Raw genomic sequence first — 16,139 nt, 5'->3', positions numbered from 1 at the left:
GGCCATGACTGCTGCGCTCGACGACTACATCCGCGATCCCGCGGAGATCACCCGCCGGTCTTTCGAGATCGTGCGGGCGGAGACCGATCTCTCGGCGCTGCCGCCCGACGTGGCGGAGGTTGCGCTTCGGGTGGTCCATGCCTGCGGCATGCCGGAGATTGCCGGTGACCTGGCCTGCGCCGGCGCTCTTGTCGCCGACGGGCGCGGTGCCCTGCAGGCGGGCCGGCCGGTCCTGGCGGACTGCCGCATGGTCGCCGACGGTGTCACACGCAGCCGTCTGCCGTCCGACAACGCAGTGATCTGCACTTTGGGCGATGCGCGCACGCCCGCGCTGGCGAAGACTTTGGGCACGACCCGTTCCGCCGCTGCAGTGGACTTTTGGGAAAAGGACCTCGAGGGCGCTGTCGTTGCCATCGGCAACGCGCCGACTGCGCTTTATCGTCTGATCGAAGTTATCCGGGGCGGGGCGCCCCGGCCGGCGGTGGTCCTCGCTTTTCCGGTCGGTTTTGTCGGCGCCGCGGAATCGAAAGAGGCGCTGATCGCCGCAGACCTTGGCATTCCCTATCTTACCTTGCGCGGACGGCGCGGCGGCAGCGCCATGGCGGCGGCCGCCGTGAACGCCCTGGCCCGCGCCGGCCTGTGATGACCGTGGCGGGGAAGACGGAGGTAAGCCCCTGGCTGTCGCTGATCGGGATCGGCGAGGACGGGCTTGATGGGCTGACGCCGGCTGCACGCCGACTGGTCGACGATGCCGAGGTGTTGGTCGGTGGGGAACGCCACCTGGCCATGGTGCCGCCGGACGGGCAGGAGCGTCTGGCCTGGCCCAGCCCGCTTACCGCCCTGCTCGATGAGATCGAAGGGCGCCGCGGGCAGCGCGTTTGCGTGCTCGCCACCGGCGACCCGCTCTGGTACGGCATTGGCGTTTCCCTGCTGAAGCGCATCCCGCGCGCGGAGATGACGCTGCTTCCCGGGCTTTCAGCCTTCGCACTGGCCGCCGCCCGCCTGGGCTGGCCGCTGGCGGAGGTGCAGACCCTGACTCTGCACGGACGCCCCGTGGCGCTGCTTCAATCCACAATTCAACCGGGCGCCAGGCTCCTGATCCTAAGCGAGGGGGCGGAGACGCCCGCGGCGGTCGCTGCGCTGCTCTGCGAGCGCGGCTACGGCGAAAGCCGCATGGTGGTCCTGGAACATATGGAGGGAACGGACGAACGCCGCCTTGAAGGGACCGCGGAAAGCTGGCGGGTCAACGACGTGGCGGCGCTCAACACCCTGGCCGTCGACTGCATCGCCGGGCCGGCGGCGACCTTGCTGCCGACGACGCCGGGCCTGCCGGACGAAGCCTTCCGTCACGACGGCCAGATGACCAAGCGGGAGATGCGGGCGGTAACCCTGGCCTCTCTGGCCCCGGTTGCCGGCCAGCTGCTGTGGGACGTTGGGGCGGGCTGCGGCTCCGTGGCGATCGAGTGGATGCGCGCGGTGCCGCGCAGCCGCGCCATCGCCATCGAGCGCAAGGCGGAGCGCCGGGCGATGATCGCCGAGAACGCCGAGGCTCTCGGCACGCCCATGCTGGAGATCGTCGCCGGGGAGGCGCCGGCAGCCCTGGCGGGTCTGGAAGCGCCGGATGCGGTTTTCATCGGCGGCGGCGTGTCGTCGCGCGACGTCATCGAGGCCTGTTGGGCAGCGCTGAAGCCCGGCGGCCGCATGGTGGCCAACGCGGTCACCCTGGAAGGGGAGCAGGCGCTGCTCGCCTGGCAGCAGCGTGAGGGCGGCGCGCTCAGCCGGCTGTCGGTGTCGCGGGCCGAGGCGGTCGGGCCCTTTCAGGGCTGGCGGCCCATGATGCCGGTGACACACTACGCCAAGACGAAAGCGCGGGCCGCCCAGCGGCCGGCAGACACGCCGTGACAGGCAGGCTCTCGTGACCGGCAAACTCTATGGCCTCGGCATCGGCCCCGGCGATCCGGAACTGCTCACGCTCAAAGCCCTGCGTCTGCTGCAGGCCGCGCCGGTGATCGCCTATCCGGCCCCGGAGGAAGGCGACAGCCTGGCCCGTGCCATCGTCGCACCCCACCTGCCCGGCAATCAGACCGAGATTGCCATCCGCATGCCCATGGTGGCGGCGCGTTTTCCCGCGCAGGAGGTTTACGACTGGGCGGCGGGCGAGATCGGCGCCCATCTGGAAGCGGGACGCGACGTGGCGGCGCTCTGCGAGGGCGACCCGTTTTTCTACGGCTCCTTCATGTACCTCTTCGGCCGGGTGGCGGAGACCCATCCGGTGGAGGTGGTGCCCGGCGTGTCGTCGCTCACCGCCTGCGCCGCCGTGCTCGGGGCGCCGCTGGCGGCCCGCAACGACGTGCTGACGGTGGTGCCCGCCCCCTTGGATGAGGACGCCCTTGCCGAACGGCTGCGCGATGTGGAAGCCGCGGCGGTCATCAAGGTCGGGCGGCATCTGGAGAAGGTGCGCCGCGTACTCGAGCGCCTTGGCCTCTCGGACCGCGCGCGCTACGTCGAGCGGGCCACCATGACGCAGCAGCGCATCCTGCCGCTGGACAGCCTGGAGGAAGAGGGGGCACCCTACTTCTCCATGATCCTGATCCACCGCCGTGGGGAGGCCTGGACATGACCGCCCCGAATTCGAACTCTCGGCAATCGAACCCTCGGCAACTGGCCCCTGCGGTTGTGGTGCTGACCGCCGGCGGACGCGCCCTCGCCGAACGTCTTCGCGACCTGCTGCCCCAGGCGCTGATTCATGGCCGGCGCGGGCGGGCCGAAGAGGCCGATGTCGTCTTCGACGACTTCACCGCGACTCTTCAGGGCGCCTTTCTCGAGGGCCGGCCCCTGGTCGTCATCGCGGCCAGCGGAACGGTGATCCGCGCCCTGGCGCCGGTGCTGGCCGACAAGCGGGCGGAGCCGCCGGTCGTCGCCGTGGCCGAGGACGGCGGGGCGGTGGTGCCGCTGCTGGGCGGTCACCGTGGGGCCAATGACCTGGCCCGGCGGATCGCCGAGATGCTTGGCATCGAAGCGGCGATCACCACCGCCGGCGACCGGCGCTTCGGGGTGGCCCTGGACGCGCCGCCCGAGGGGTGGCGCTTGGGAAATCCCCAGCACTACAAGGGCTTCGCCGCCGCTCTTCTCTCCGGCGCGGAAGTTAAGATCGAGGGTGAAGCCGCCTGGCTTTCGGACAGCGATTTGCCCTTTGTCACAGATGGCAGCTTGACCCTGCAAATCACTGAAAAGAATGGAAATTCGAGCGAAGCTCAACTGGTGTACCACCCGGCGCTGCTCGCCCTTGGCGTCGGCTGCGAACGCGGCTGCGCCCCGGCGGAACTGGCCACGCTGGTTGAACAGACCCTGGCGCAGGCGGGGCTGTCGCCGCTGGCCGTTGCCGGCGTTTTTTCCATCGACGTGAAGGCGGACGAAGTGGCGGTGCACGACCTTGCCGCAGGTCTGGGCGTGCCGGTGCGCTTCTTCGATGCAGCCACGCTCGAGGCCGAGACATCACGCCTCGCCAACCCCTCCGACCTCGTCTTTCGGGAGGTCGGCTGCCACGGCGTTTCCGAAGGCGCAGCCCTGGCCGCGGCGGGGCCGGAGGCAAAGTTGCTCGTCGCCAAAACGAAATCCAAGCGCGCCACCTGCGCGGTCGCCCTGGCGCCCGACATCATCGACGCCAAGCTGCTGGGCCGGGGGCGCGGCAGCCTTGCCGTCGTCGGCACCGGGCCCGGCGACCCCGTCTGGCGCACGCCGGAGGTGGAGGCGGCCGTGCTGCGCGCCAGCGACCTTGTCGGCTATGGCCTCTACCTCGATCTGCTCGGGCCGCTGGCCGCCGGCAAGGCGCGCCACGGCTATGACCTGGGCGAGGAGGAGACCCGGGTGCGCGTCGCCCTCGACCTTGCGGCGGAGGGCCGGGATGTGGCGCTGGTCTGCTCCGGCGATCCCGGGATCTACGCCATGGCGGCCCTGGTGTTCGAGCTTCTGGAGCGCGACGGGAACGCTGAATGGATGCGAGTCGACATCAGGGTCATGCCCGGGGTCTCGGCGCTGCAGGCCGCCGCCGCGCGCGCCGGCGCGCCGCTGGGCCACGACTTCTGCACCATTTCGCTGTCGGACCTTTTGACGCCCTGGCCGGTGATCGAACGGCGCATCGAGGCCGCGGCGGCGGGCGACTTCGTCATCGCCTTCTACAATCCCGTCTCCCGCCGGCGCCGCCAGCAGCTCTCGACAGCCGTCGAGATCCTCCGCCGGCACCGCCCCGCGGAAACGCCGGTGGTGCTGGCGCGCAACCTGGGCCGTCCTGGCGAGAGCCTCTCGGTGATGGACCTTGGGGCGCTCTCGCCGGACAAGGTGGACATGCTGACCGTCGTGCTTGTGGGCTCCGGCGAGACACGCCGGGTCGGCCGCGGCGACGGCGGGGATTGGGTCTACACCCCGCGCGGCTATGCGGCCAAAGCGAAGAGTTCTTCGGAGGATGCGGCGTGACGGTCTATTTCATCGGCGCCGGGCCGGGGGCGCCCGATCTGATCACCCTGCGGGGCCGCGACCTGATCGCGCGCTGCCCGGTGGTGCTCTATGCCGGCTCGCTGGTGCCGGCGGAGGTGGTGGGCTTCGCCGGGCCCGACGCCCTGGTGATGGACACGGCCTCCATGACCCTCGACGAGATCATTCATCAGATCGTCGAAGCCGACGCCGTGGGTCAGGACGTGGCGCGGGTGCATTCCGGCGATCCTTCGCTCTATGGGGCCATCGCCGAGCAGATCCGCCGTCTGCGCGCCGCTGAAATTTCTTTCGAGATCGTGCCCGGCGTGCCGGCTTACGCGGCCGCCGCGGCGGCGCTGGAGAGCGAACTCACCCTGCCGGGCATCAGCCAGACCCTTATCCTCACCCGCACGGCGATGAAGGCCTCGGCCATGCCGGAGGGGGAGGACCTGGCGACCCTGGCGCAGAGCGGCGCCACCCTCGCCATCCACCTGTCGATCCGCAACCTGAAGCACATCGAGGCGGAACTGACGCCTGTCTACGGTTCCGACTGCCCGGTTGCCGTGGTCTACCGCGCCTCCTGGCCCGACCAGCAGATCATCCGCGGCACCCTTGCCGACATCCGCCAGAAAGTACGGGCCGCCAAGATCACCCGCACCGCGCTGATCCTGGTCGGGCGGGTGCTGGCGACCAGCGACTTCAGCGACAGCCGCCTCTACGACCCCGACCACGTCCACGTGCTGCGCCCGAAGCGGCGCGCGTGAAACGCACCATCGCTTAATCTCTAAAGAGAACTCTAATGCGACTGCGATCGCAGTAGGTCGGCAATCTCCTGCATCTCAGCCACCAGGGTCTTTCCTCGGGGTGCATATCCGGCACCAAGACGAAACCAGCCGTTGCGGAGCGCTCTTGCACTGCGATGTTCTTCCAGAAAGGCGCTGAACTCACTGGCCAGCACGGATTGCCGTTCAGGCGGCAGGTCGCTCACATACATGTGCGCGCCGGCCACCATGTCCGCGGCCATGAGTGAGATGTCCTGATGGAAGAACAGCGCAAACTGCTCCAGTTCGGACATCAAGCCTGTATTGATGCGCGTTGTCTTCATCGATTCGATTGTAGCGTCGCACGAGGCGTGCTGACACAATGAGAAACGACGAAAGCGAGACTTGTCGACCGTAGGTAGGCATGTGATCGTGTGCGAGGTCGATGCGTATCGCTGCCGTTAAACGCTTTCAGGAGGAAGGTCGTGACCATGCTCCGTTTCAGCGCGACAGCTTTACTTTCCATAGTCTTCTTGGTTTTTCTCATGCCCGCCCCGGCTGAGGCGAGCAAGTGCGTCGCCTATGTCGACAACGGGGCTCAGCTGGTGCCGGTCGCCTATGCCCCGGCGCAGGCGGCAGACACGGTGGAGGTCACTTTTGTGGGCCATGCGACCTTCCGCCTGACGACGCCCGCGGGGGTAATCATCGCCACCGATTACGCCGGCTATGCCGGGCCCGGGCCGGTGCCGACGGTGGTCACCATGAACCACGCCCATGAAACCCACTACACGCCGTTTCCCGACCCGGCGATCCAGCACGTGCTGCGCGGCTGGAACCCGGAAGGCGGCCCTGCGGAACACGATCTCACCGTGGCCGACGTCTATATCCGCAACGTGCCCACCGACATCCGACGCTGGGGCGGCGGGCTGGAGCGCCACGGCAACTCGATTTTCATCTTCGAGGTGGCGGACCTCTGCATCGGCCACCTGGGCCATCTGCACCACAAGCCGACCCAGGAGCAGCTGGCGCTGATCGGGCGCCTTGACGTGGTTCTCGCACCGGTCGACGGCACCTATACTCTCAACCTCCTGGACATGATCGAGGTGCTGCAGGATCTGCGCGCCAGCCTGGTCATTCCCATGCACTACTTCGGCGGCGAGTCGCTGCGGCTCTTCCTTGCCGGCATGGTGGAGGCTTTCGACATCGAGGTCTCTCAGGAGGCCACCGTGGAGGTTTCCCTGCGGACCTTGCCGCGCGAGCCGACGGTGATGGTTTTGGGGGGACCCTAGAGCGGATCCGCTCTGGGAGGGGAGGGCGGTGCGAGCGCGGCGGTGTCCGCTCGCACACCTTTAGATCAAACGCTCATTTAGTTCTGCGTCGGCGTTGCGGCAGCACGCAAGGGCGCATCGACGAAGGAGATGGTGGTGTGACCGCCGCCGCCGTTCTTGGTCTCGACGCCGTTGCGGATGGAGCCGACCAGCTTCTTCATACCCGGGTCGATCTGCACGTTGACCAGGCCGCCTTCAGCCGTGGTGATCTTGCCGGCATGGACCGCGGCCAGGCAGACGATGGAGTTGAAGGCGTAGGAGTCGGTGCCGACGACGCGGCGCATGCGCAGGTCGCCGGGCGCGGCCGGGCAGTTGAAGGTCATCACCTGGCCTTTGAGGTCCTTGTTGGCCAGCCCGGTGCCGGTGAACTTGGCATCCCACTTCAGGCGCGGGATGTAGTCCTGGCGCGCCTCGTCGGCCGCCGCCGCGCTCTCGGCATCGACGAAGACCATGGAGCGCTGGGTGCCCGGCAGGCTGGCGCTGTCGACGCCGTTGCGGCTGCTGCCGGTGTAGGCCTCCAGGCCGGGGTTAAGCTGCACCATGACCTGGCCGCCGTCTTCGGTGGTGATCTTGCCGGCATGCAGGGCGGCGACGCAGATCGCGTTGTCGCTGGGATAGGCGTCGGTGCCGTAGACCTGCTCCATGGTGTCGCGCACCGAATGGGGCGGGCAGGCAACCGAGAAGCGCTGGCCGATGAACTTGTCGCTGTCGACCTGGAACTTCTTCAGGGCCGTGTCCCACTCGATCTCGGGGACCACCACTTCCTTATCCTGGGCATGGACCTGGGGAACCCCCAGTGCTCCGAGCGAAGCCCCGACGATGGCGGCGGCGGCCAGCAACGGCAGTGTAGGTTTTTTCATCAAGCGATCTCCTTTGCGTTGGCGTTCGGGCACGCACCGACGCGGCATGGACCGCAGGCCGGCGCACCCCAGTGGTCGGCAACCGGCGGAACCTGCCGGGCCGTATCGAATTGGTCGTGACGCTCGGCTCTTCGGTTCAAGGAGGGGATCGAAAAGCGTGCCGGCTGCTTCGATCGGGCCGCCGGGGACACCGACAGCCTTACCGGTCCTCAGGCAATCCGGCCCTCAGGCTATTCGGCGGAGTGCGGCGACCGCCTCGCGCAGGGCCTTGGTGAGGACCTTGTCGCGGCGCATGACCAGGGCCAGGGTGCGGTCGAGCTTGGGTGACAGCGCCCGGTGATCGAGTTGCTTGCGCGCCGTCTTTCCCCGCACCGCAATCGCCGGCAGCACCGCACAGCCGAGCCCGGCGCCCACCAATTCCTTGATGGCCTCGACACTGCCCAGATCCATCACCGGCGCCGGGGCGATGCCGGCCTTGGCAAACCACTCGTCGACCACGCGGCGGGTGTTGCCGCCGGCCTCGTAGAGCACAAGGGGGCGCTTTGCGAGGACCGCCGGCGTGACCACCTTGGGCAAGGGCTCGCCATCGGCCGCGGTTACGGCGACGAAGGCGTCCTTCATCAGCGGCGTTACTTCGAACATGCGTCCGGGCGCGGGCAGAGTGACCAGGCCGATGTCGAGCGTGTTTTCCTCCAGGCTTTTCAGGACGTCACTGGTATTGCCGGTCCTAATGGTGATTTCCAGCGTCGGGAAACGGCGCCGCAGCTCGCGCAGGGCCGGCGGCAGCAGATAGATGCAGGCGGTCGCGCCGGTCCCGATCCGCACGCGGCCCAGGGCGCCGCTGGCGTGCACCGCCATGGAGTCGACGGCGGTGGACACGGTCTCCTCGATCAGGCGGGCGTGGGTCAGAAGCTCTTGTCCCGCCGCCGTCGGCGTCGCGCGCTTGCCGAGCCGCTCCACAAGCCGGACGCCCAGCCGCTTCTCAAGTTCCCGGATCTGCAGGCTGACGGCGGGCTGGCTGAGTTGCAGGCGCTCGGCGGCGGCAGAGAAGCTGCCGCGCGCGATCACCTCGGTGAAGGTTTGCAACTGGTCGAGTTTGAGAGTTCTCATGTCAAAGTTCTGCTTATTCATTTAATAAGAAATCAAATATTTACTTATTCACGAGCAGAGCGCTTATAGAGGAAGCATGCCCTGCCGGTCAAGCATCCGGCCATCGAACTCAGACCCAAGGATCAAGATGAAAAGGATTCGAACACGCGACGACGGTCTGTCCCTGGTTGTGGAAGCCCGCGACAGCGCCAACGCCCGGATCGGGCAGGCGGCCCTGCATCTCTGTCACCGTTTCGCCTCGCGTCTCCGTGCCGCGGTCCGTCTTTGTGGTCCGCACGGCGTCTCCTTGACCGCACCACGCCACCGATGACCGCGACCGTTCCAATGACTGTCGTCCGATCCGGGCCGCCCTGCAGCGCCTGCAGCAAAAGCGTGATCGTCCGCGATGCGCGACCGTCCGACATGCCCGCGGTCGAGCGAATCTATGCCCGCGAGGTGCTGCAGGGTCTGGCCAGTTTCGAGGAGGTTCCGCCAACGGCGAACGACCTTCTGGCGCGGCGCGAACGCGTGCTTGCCCTCGGCCTTCCCTATCTGACGGCGGCGATCGGCGGTCGCGTTGTCGGCTACAGTTACGCGACGGCGTATCGCGCGCGCCCCGCCTACCGGCACACGGTGGAGAACTCCGTCTATGTGGCGGAGGGATTTCAGGGATGCGGCATCGGCCGCGCTCTTCTGTCGGCGTTGATCGCACGCTGTGCGGCCGCGTCTTGGCGGCAGATGGTCGCGGTGATCGGCAACAGCGCCAACGCCGGGTCCATCGCGCTGCACGCATCCCTGGGCTTCCGCGAGGTCGGCACCTTGCGGGGCGTCGGCTTCAAACACGGGCACTGGGTCGACACGGTCATCATGCAGCGCAGCCTGGGTGACGGCGGGGAAAGACCGCCGGGGAACGGTGCTGCACCCGGGCGCTGATCTTGGTTCCGCGCTCCACTGTCGTTTCTCTGGCCGTCTCGCAGCTTATCTGCTGGGGGGTGTCTTTCTATCTCATCGGCGTTTTCGGCGACAGGATCGGCGCCGAGATGGGATGGAGTCCCACCGCGGTCCACAGCGGCCTGTCCGTCGCCCTTGTCGTCATGGGCCTGGTCTCATTTCCCATCGGCTGGCTGATCGACCGCTTCGGCGGCGGCCCGGTCATGGCGGCGGGGTCTCTGCTTTGTGCTGCCGGCTGTCTCGGTCTCGCGACCGTCGGGAGCCTTGCCGGCTATTATGCGGCCTGGATCTGCCTCGGTCTTGCCATGCGGGCAACGCTCTATGAGGCCGCCTTCGCGACCCTGGCGCGGATCGGCGGAGTCCTGGCGCGGCGCCCCATAGCCCAGGTGACTCTGTTGGGCGGGCTGGCCTCCTCCTGCTTCTGGCCCGCCGGGCATGTCCTCGCCGAAACCCTGGGCTGGCGCGGCGCCTTGGTCTGCTACGCCGCCCTGGCGCTCGTCACTCTTCCGCTTCATCTGTCGCTGTCCCGCGTCCGGCACGGCGGGCCGACGCGGCAGGACGCGTGCCGCCCCGGGCCGGCGATCGCCGTCCGGCAACGGCACCTGGCCCTGCTCTATGGGCTGGTCGTGACGCTTGCGGCGTTTCTCAGCGCGGCGATGACGGCTCACATGATCGGTCTGCTGATGGACTTCGGTCTTGCCGCCGGTCTTGCGGTGGCGGTGTCGTCACTGCGCGGCATCGGCCAGTCCCTGGGCCGCCTTGCGGAGGTGCTCTTCGGGCGCCGTATCGATCCTATCAACCTCAACCTGATCGCCGCGCTGGTGCTGCCGCTCTGCTTCGCCGTCGGTCTTGCCAGCGGTGTCTCCCTGGCCGCAGCGGCCGCCTTCGCTCTTTTTTACGGCGCCGCCAACGGGGTCATCACCATCACCGGCGGCACCATGCCGCTCAGGCTCTTCGACGTGGAGGTCTATGGCACCTCGGTCGGCATCCTCCGCACACCGGGTTTCCTGGCGGCGTCGATCGCGCCTGCGGCCTGCGCTGCCGTCCTGGAGCGCTCGGGCGCTGAAGCGCTCCTGGCGATGTGTTCCGGGCTTTCCGTCGTGGTTCTTGTTTCCGCCTGTGCATTGAAGGTGCTGGCGGGCCGGGCGGCGGGGCAGGGGGTGGGACCGGGGGGCCGGCGCTGCCGGTTCGCCACCCAGGGGGTCTCCTTAGAACCGCGACAGTACCAGACCGGCGCTGACAAGGGCGACGGCGCCGACTCTCTGCACCGTGATCTCCTTGACCGGAAGGCCGAAAGCGCCGGCCGAATCCAGGATCAGCGCAGCCGTGAGCTGACCCAGGATGAGGACCGCAAAGGTGGTCACAACGCCCAGGCGCGGGACACTCCACAGAACCGCCCAGACGTAGAAGGCACCCAGGGCGCCGCCGGTCCAGCACCACCAGGGCACGGCCTTTAAGGCGGCCAGACCGGGCAGGCTGCCGCGCAGGCTCACGACAGCCAACAGCAAGAGGAAGCCGATACCGAAGGAGATCATGGCAGCGGCGACGCCGTCGTCGACGCTGCGCCCCAGGGCGGCGTTGATCGGCGCCTGCACCGCCAGGGCGATACCGCCGAGAGCGACAATGATGAGAGCTATCCAAAACGTTGTGGCCACCGCTTTCTCCTTCTGCGCGCTATGGGCAGGGTCTAGGTCCCGGTTTCTTTCTGGTGCGCTCTTGCCAGCTCGGCGAGTGAATTGAAGCGGAAGTCGTACCGCGGCATTTCGCCGGGATGCATGGTCGCACCAAAGCCTTCCTGCTCGTGGCGCCGGAAGATCCAGCAGGACTTCAGGCCGGAGCGATTCGCCGGTCCGTGGTCGTGGAACATGCTCTCCGCGGTGTGCAGAATCTCATGCTTCGCGATGCCGCGCGCGGCCATCTTGGTGAGCATGTAATCGAAGTTGCGCTTCGCCGGTTTGTAGGAGCCGATGTCCTCGGCGGTGTAGACGGCATCGAAGGCCACCCCCAGCTTGGCGTTGCTGGCGGCAAAGCTCTCGTTGTCGACATTGGAAAGGATGACCAGCTTGAAGTGCTGTTTCAGGTAGCCGAGCGCCTGCGCGGAGTCAGCGAATGCGGGCCAGGCTTTCACCGACTGGCCATAGGCCCGGCACTCGTCCCAGGAAACCGCAAGGCCCCATTCCTCTGCGAGGCGGCGATAGACGACCGGCAGCAGGCTGCTGTAGGGCTTTGCCGGCGTGTAGGCCTGTTGTTCGGACTCATGTCGTGCGTGCGCCTCCAGCACCGCATCGCGCGATGGCGCCGGGTCCAGACGGTCGGTAAGCGGCTTCAGGCCATCGATCATGCCGCTTTCCCAGTCTATCAGGGTGCCGTAGCAGTCGAACGTCAGGGCTTTGAAGTCACCGAGCTTCATGGGCCGGGCCCCTTTCTCCCAGGTGGAACATCTTCGCAATCCGGTTCAGGGCATCTTCGACGCAATCGACCGTTTCGCCCGGAGGGGCGAAGGGGCGGTCGATCATGACCACGGGCAGGCCGCAGTCCCGCGCCACCGCGACCTTGGCGTAGGTGGCCGCGCCGCCGCTGTTCTTCGTCACCAGCGCCTCGATGCCGTGCTCCTGGACGAGGGCGCGCTCGCCGCACTCCTCAAATGGGCCGCGCCCGAGCACGACGTGACACTGGACCAGTGGCAGGGGCTGGCGCGGCGGATCGATCATGCGCACCAGGAACCAGATGTCCCGGAGCGCTTCGAAGGCTGAAAGCTCCTGCCGGCCGACGGTGACGAACACCCTTTTGGCCAATCCGTGCAGTGCCTGTGCGGCCGCCTCTGCGCTGGGGACTCTGATCCAACGGTCGCCTTCGACCGCTTGCCAGGCTTGACGCTGCACCACCAGGCGCGGCGTCCTGCTGCGGCGGCAGGCTACCTCTGCGTTTTCGGAGATGCGGGCTGCGAAGGGGTGGGTCGCGTCGACCAGCAGGTCGATGTGTTCCTCATCCAGGTAGCGGGCCAACGCCTCCACCCCGCCGAAGCCGCCGATGCGCAAGCTGCCCGGCAGAGCCAGCGGCTGTTCCGTGCGCCCGGCAAGGGAGGAAACCACCTCGACGCCCGCGAACTTGGACAGCCCTTCCGCCAGAGCGCGGGAGTCTTCGGTGCCGCCCAGCAGCAGAATGCGCCGCAGTTCGCTCATGGCCGCTTGATCACGACGGCCAACCGCGCGCCCGCCCGGCCTCTTGTCCCTGGCGGTCGAAGATCAGCACCTCCACGGCGGTCTCCGCGGTGTCCAGCGTTGCCAGAGCGGTGGCCCGTGCTTTTGCCGCGACGGCGTCGGCCAGCGGCAGTCCGGCGGCGCCCGCGATCTCCAGCACCTGCTTTGCGGTGTTGGCCTCCCGCGTTTGCCCGATGATCTCCGGCGGTGCGCCCAGGTCTTCGAGGAGTCCTGCCAGGAGGTCGAAGTCAACCTGGCTGCGCCCGGAGTGCAGATCCAGGTGTCCCGCCGCCAGCTTGCAGAGCTTGCCGAAGCCGCCGGCGATGGTGAGCCGTGGCAAAGGGTGCCTGCGCAGGTACTTCAGCAGGCCGCCGGCAAAGTCGCCCATGTCCAGAAGGGCGATTTCCGGCAGACCGTAGAGCTTCTGCACGGCGGCCTCCGATGTCGAACCGGTGCAGGCCGCGGCATGGGGCAGGCCGTTGGCGCGGGCGACGTCGATACCGCGGTGGATGGAGTGGATCCAGGCGGAGCAGGAGAACGGGACCACCACGCCGGTGGTGCCGAGGATGGAGAGGCCGCCGAGGATGCCGAGGCGCGGGTTCCAGGTCTTCGCTGCCAGCGCCACGCCGTTGTCGACCGAGATTTCGATCTCGACGTCACCGGCGTCGCCGTGCGCTGCCGCGACCTCCCGGACCACGGCGGTCATCATCTGGCGCGGCACGGGGTTGATTGCTGGCTCGCCCACCGCGAGCGGCAGGCCGGGTTTGGTTACGGTGCCGACCCCCGGCCCGGCTTTGAAGACGATTCCCTGGCCGGCCGGCGAACGCCGGAGGGTGGCGCCGACAAGCGCCAGGTGCGTGACGTCCGGGTCGTCGCCGGCGTCCTTGACGATGGCCGCGCTGGCCCGGTCACCCTCCAGACTTTCCCGGGCCAGGGCGAAGGCGGGCCGCTCGCCCTTCGGCAGGGTGATGCTGACCGGATCGGGGAACTGCCCGGTGAGCAACGCGGTATAGGCGGCCTTGGTTGCCGCCGTGGCGCAGGCGCCGGTGGTCCAGCCGCGGCGCAGCTCTCCCTCGGGTTTTCGGGTCATGTCGCTATTCTACAAATCGGCGCATCTTGTTGGCTAGGCTGGCAAGGTGTCGCGGTCTACACTCCAGCCGATGAAACGCGACTCCCTCAACCTTCCGGTCTTTCAGCCCGGCAGTGTCTGGCTTGTGGGGGCCGGCCCCGGCGATCCCGGCCTTCTGACCCTGCATGCCGTCAACGCGCTGGAGCAGGCCGACGTCCTGGTCTACGACGCGCTGGTGGGGGAGGCCGTGCTGGATATGGCGCGGCCGGACTGCGAGCGCATCTATGCGGGCAAGCGCGGCGGACGCCCCTCGCCGGTGCAGGCCGATATCTCCCAGCGCCTGGTCCGCCTGGCCCAGGAGGGGCGGCGGGTCCTCAGGCTGAAAGGCGGCGACCCCTTCGTCTTCGGGCGGGGCGGGGAGGAGGCTTTGGCCCTGGTGGCCGCCGGCATTCCCTTCCGGATCGTTCCGGGCATTTCGGCGGGAATCGGCGGCCTGGCCTATGCGGGCATTCCCGTCACCCACAGGGACACAAACTCGGCCGTGACCTTTCTGACCGGTCATGGGGTGGGCGGCAGCGTGCCCGACGGTATCGACTGGGCGGCGGTCGCCAAGGGCTCGCCGGTGATCGTGCTCTACATGGCCATCAAGCATATCGCGGCCATCGCCGGCGCCCTGATGGCCGAGGGCAGAGCGGCCGGGGAACCCGTGGCGGTTGTCAGCCAGGCGACCCTGCCGGCGGAACGCATCGTCGAGACCACCTTGGGGCGCTGCGCCCAGGACATCGTGGAGTCGGGAATCGAGCCACCCTGCATCGTGGTGATCGGCGAGGTGGTGCGCCTCAGGGCCGGACTCGACTGGCAGGGCGCGGCCGCGGGCCGTGTTTTGGACGCAGACCCCCTCGACTTTCGTACACACCGCGAGACCGGCTGATGGCCGGCCCGGCTGGATCTCTGCCCGCCGGATCTCTGCCTGCCGGGTTTCTGGTCGCCGCACCGGCCTCGGGCAGCGGCAAGACCACGGTCACCCTGGCGCTGCTGCGCCACCTGCGCAACGCGGGCCGCCGGGTTTCCTCGATCAAGGTGGGGCCGGATTACATCGACCCGGCATTTCACGCCGCAGCGTCCGGGCGGGCCTGCTTCAACCTCGATGCCTGGGCCATGCGGAGCGAGACGCTGGAGGCGACCCTGGCGCTGGCGGGGCGGGACGCCGACCTCATCGTCGGCGAAGGGGTGATGGGGCTTTTCGATGGCGCCGCCGCGACCGATGCGCGCGGATTGGCTGCCGGCTCCACGGCCTCCCTGGCCGCGCTCCTGGGCTGGCCGGTCGTCCTTGTGGTGGACTGCAGGGGCATGGGGGCGTCGCTGGCGGCGCTCCTGCGCGGCTTCGCGGAGCACCGGGCCGAGGTGGTGCTGGGCGCTGTGGTTCTGAACGCCGTCGCCTCGGCGAGACACGAAGCCCTGCTCCGCGCCGCCTGCCGCGAAGCCGGCCTGCCCGTGCTCGCCGTTCTGAAGCGCGATGAGCGTCTGGTCCGGCCGTCGCGCCACCTGGGGCTGGTGCAGGCCGGCGAAGACCCGGCCCTGGACAGCTTTCTGGACCATGCCGCCCGGTCGCTGGGCGGGACCCTGGACGCAGGCGTCCTCCAGGCCCTGCCGCGGCCAGCGCGCCGAACGGCGGCCGACGCCGCGGCCCGGGAACCCGAGGGGCATCGCCGGTCCGCGCCGCCGCTGGCACCGCTGGGCCAGCACATCGCCGTCGCCAGGGATCTGGCCTTCTCCTTTACCTATCCCCTTGTGCTCGAAGGCTGGCGTGCCGCAGGCGCCGAGATCTCGTTCTTCTCGCCCCTCGCAGGAGAGGGGCCTTCGCCTCAGGCCGACGCCGCCTATCTGCCCGGCGGCTATCCGGAACTGCATGGCGCCGCACTGGCGGCGAGCCGAGGCTTTGCGGCCGAGATGCAAGCGCTGGTTGCGCGAGGCGGCATCGTTTACGGCGAATGCGGTGGTTACATGGTGCTCGGCCGGGTCCTCGAGGACAAGGACGGCATCCGCCATCCCATGCTTGGGCTCCTGCCGCTCGAAAGCTCGTTTCGTGAACCCCGGCGCCGCCTTGGGTATCGCCGCGCGGAACTGCTCGCGGATGGACCGCTGGGACCGGCCGGCAGCGGATACAGAGCGCACGAGTTCCATTATGCGAGCGCACAGGGGGCTGGGGCACAGGGCGCGGCCGCAGAGGCGCTGTTCCGTTTCACCGATGCGGCAGGCGACGAGCAAGGTCATACCGGGCTGCGCGTTGGCCGGGTGATGGGCTCCTTCCTTCATCTGATCGATCGTGAACCGGAGCCGGCGGCGGCCGTCAGCGGCTGACGGTGGCAAACCCTAAGGTTGTAATCGTCACAGAATTGTTTTTGGATTGG

16 protein-coding genes and 1 pseudogene are annotated in these 16,139 nt (G+C 68.3%); 10 read left to right on the top strand and 7 right to left on the bottom strand.

Going from position 1 to position 16,139, the window contains the following annotated elements; genetic code table 11:
* Positions 1 to 4: 4 nt before the first annotated feature.
* Genes ACO06P_RS06700 through cobM form a run of 5 tightly spaced genes read left to right on the top strand, consistent with a single transcriptional unit; the run spans position 5 to position 5,234 of the window.
* The gene (locus ACO06P_RS06700) at positions 5 to 643 is read left to right on the top strand and encodes a precorrin-8X methylmutase (RefSeq protein WP_420349229.1); all 639 of its coding nucleotides are present in this window, start codon (positions 5 to 7) and stop codon (positions 641 to 643) included.
* A gap of 5 nt (positions 644 to 648) precedes the next feature.
* Positions 649 to 1,902, top strand: coding sequence for a precorrin-6y C5,15-methyltransferase (decarboxylating) subunit CbiE (cbiE, locus tag ACO06P_RS06695; protein WP_421938178.1), 1,254 nt, complete (start codon positions 649 to 651; stop codon positions 1,900 to 1,902).
* 13 nt (positions 1,903 to 1,915) lie between these two features.
* Entirely contained in the window at positions 1,916 to 2,620 is a 705-nt protein-coding gene (locus tag ACO06P_RS06690) for a precorrin-2 C(20)-methyltransferase (protein ID WP_420349227.1), read from the top strand.
* Positions 2,617 to 4,473: a precorrin-3B C(17)-methyltransferase gene (gene cobJ / locus ACO06P_RS06685; protein ID WP_420349226.1), complete on the top strand. Its 1,857-nt coding sequence runs from the start codon at positions 2,617 to 2,619 to the stop codon at positions 4,471 to 4,473. Before ACO06P_RS06690 ends, cobJ begins: the two co-directional genes overlap by 4 nt.
* Positions 4,470 to 5,234, top strand: coding sequence for a precorrin-4 C(11)-methyltransferase (gene cobM / locus ACO06P_RS06680; RefSeq protein WP_420349225.1), 765 nt, complete (start codon positions 4,470 to 4,472; stop codon positions 5,232 to 5,234). Before cobJ ends, cobM begins: the two co-directional genes overlap by 4 nt.
* A gap of 32 nt (positions 5,235 to 5,266) precedes the next feature.
* On the opposite strand, the gene ACO06P_RS06675 is transcribed toward cobM, so the two are convergent.
* Positions 5,267 to 5,575, bottom strand: a complete 309-nt coding sequence (locus ACO06P_RS06675) for a hypothetical protein (protein ID WP_420349224.1) — start codon at positions 5,573 to 5,575, stop codon at positions 5,267 to 5,269.
* Between the two features lie 201 nt (positions 5,576 to 5,776).
* Between ACO06P_RS06675 and ACO06P_RS06670 the strand changes: the two genes are divergently transcribed.
* A complete protein-coding gene (locus ACO06P_RS06670; RefSeq protein WP_420349223.1) occupies positions 5,777 to 6,520 on the top strand; it encodes an MBL fold metallo-hydrolase in 744 nt (247 codons plus the stop codon).
* A 77-nt stretch (positions 6,521 to 6,597) separates the two neighbouring features.
* Here ACO06P_RS06670 and ACO06P_RS06665 read toward each other — a convergent pair whose 3' ends face one another.
* Together ACO06P_RS06665 and ACO06P_RS06660 are read right to left on the bottom strand one after the other, a co-directional pair.
* Positions 6,598 to 7,419, bottom strand: coding sequence for an LCCL domain-containing protein (locus ACO06P_RS06665; RefSeq protein ID WP_420349222.1), 822 nt, complete (start codon positions 7,417 to 7,419; stop codon positions 6,598 to 6,600).
* 225 nt (positions 7,420 to 7,644) lie between these two features.
* The gene (locus ACO06P_RS06660) at positions 7,645 to 8,529 is read right to left on the bottom strand and encodes a LysR family transcriptional regulator (RefSeq protein ID WP_420349221.1); all 885 of its coding nucleotides are present in this window, start codon (positions 8,527 to 8,529) and stop codon (positions 7,645 to 7,647) included.
* A 372-nt stretch (positions 8,530 to 8,901) separates the two neighbouring features.
* Here ACO06P_RS06660 and ACO06P_RS06655 point away from each other — a divergent pair, with 372 nt between their 5' ends.
* Positions 8,902 to 9,441 (top strand): GNAT family N-acetyltransferase, encoded by a 540-nt coding sequence (locus ACO06P_RS06655; RefSeq protein ID WP_420349220.1) that lies wholly within the window; start codon positions 8,902 to 8,904, stop codon positions 9,439 to 9,441.
* A 59-nt stretch (positions 9,442 to 9,500) separates the two neighbouring features.
* Positions 9,501 to 10,427, top strand: a pseudogene (locus ACO06P_RS06650) (MFS transporter); the annotation flags it as partial.
* A gap of 240 nt (positions 10,428 to 10,667) precedes the next feature.
* Here the strand turns inward: ACO06P_RS06650 and ACO06P_RS06645 are convergent.
* From ACO06P_RS06645 to ACO06P_RS06630, 4 genes are all read right to left on the bottom strand, one after another.
* Entirely contained in the window at positions 10,668 to 11,054 is a 387-nt protein-coding gene (locus tag ACO06P_RS06645; RefSeq protein WP_420349708.1) for a DMT family transporter, read from the bottom strand.
* 92 nt (positions 11,055 to 11,146) lie between these two features.
* Positions 11,147 to 11,869: a haloacid dehalogenase type II gene (locus ACO06P_RS06640; protein WP_420349219.1), complete on the bottom strand. Its 723-nt coding sequence runs from the start codon at positions 11,867 to 11,869 to the stop codon at positions 11,147 to 11,149.
* The gene (locus ACO06P_RS06635) at positions 11,856 to 12,641 is read right to left on the bottom strand and encodes a cobalt-precorrin-6A reductase (protein WP_420349218.1); all 786 of its coding nucleotides are present in this window, start codon (positions 12,639 to 12,641) and stop codon (positions 11,856 to 11,858) included. The genes ACO06P_RS06640 and ACO06P_RS06635 overlap by 14 nt, the downstream gene beginning before the upstream one ends.
* 10 nt (positions 12,642 to 12,651) lie before the next feature.
* Positions 12,652 to 13,749 (bottom strand): cobalt-precorrin-5B (C(1))-methyltransferase, encoded by a 1,098-nt coding sequence (locus ACO06P_RS06630; RefSeq protein ID WP_420349217.1) that lies wholly within the window; start codon positions 13,747 to 13,749, stop codon positions 12,652 to 12,654.
* 70 nt (positions 13,750 to 13,819) lie between these two features.
* On the opposite strand from ACO06P_RS06630, the gene cobA reads away from it, so the two are divergent.
* Both cobA and ACO06P_RS06620 read left to right on the top strand, forming a co-directional pair.
* Positions 13,820 to 14,659 (top strand): uroporphyrinogen-III C-methyltransferase, encoded by an 840-nt coding sequence (cobA, locus tag ACO06P_RS06625; RefSeq protein ID WP_420349707.1) that lies wholly within the window; start codon positions 13,820 to 13,822, stop codon positions 14,657 to 14,659.
* Positions 14,659 to 16,089, top strand: a complete 1,431-nt coding sequence (locus ACO06P_RS06620; protein ID WP_420349216.1) for a cobyrinate a,c-diamide synthase — start codon at positions 14,659 to 14,661, stop codon at positions 16,087 to 16,089. Before cobA ends, ACO06P_RS06620 begins: the two co-directional genes overlap by 1 nt.
* Positions 16,090 to 16,139: the final 50 nt, after the last annotated feature.

The sequence above is a fragment of the Pelagibius sp. genome, from assembly GCF_965227505.1.
Lineage (GTDB): Bacteria > Pseudomonadota > Alphaproteobacteria > Kiloniellales > Kiloniellaceae > Pelagibius.
The sequence above is the reverse complement of the archived record's forward strand: the minus strand, read 5'-3'. Positions and strand labels throughout refer to the sequence as shown.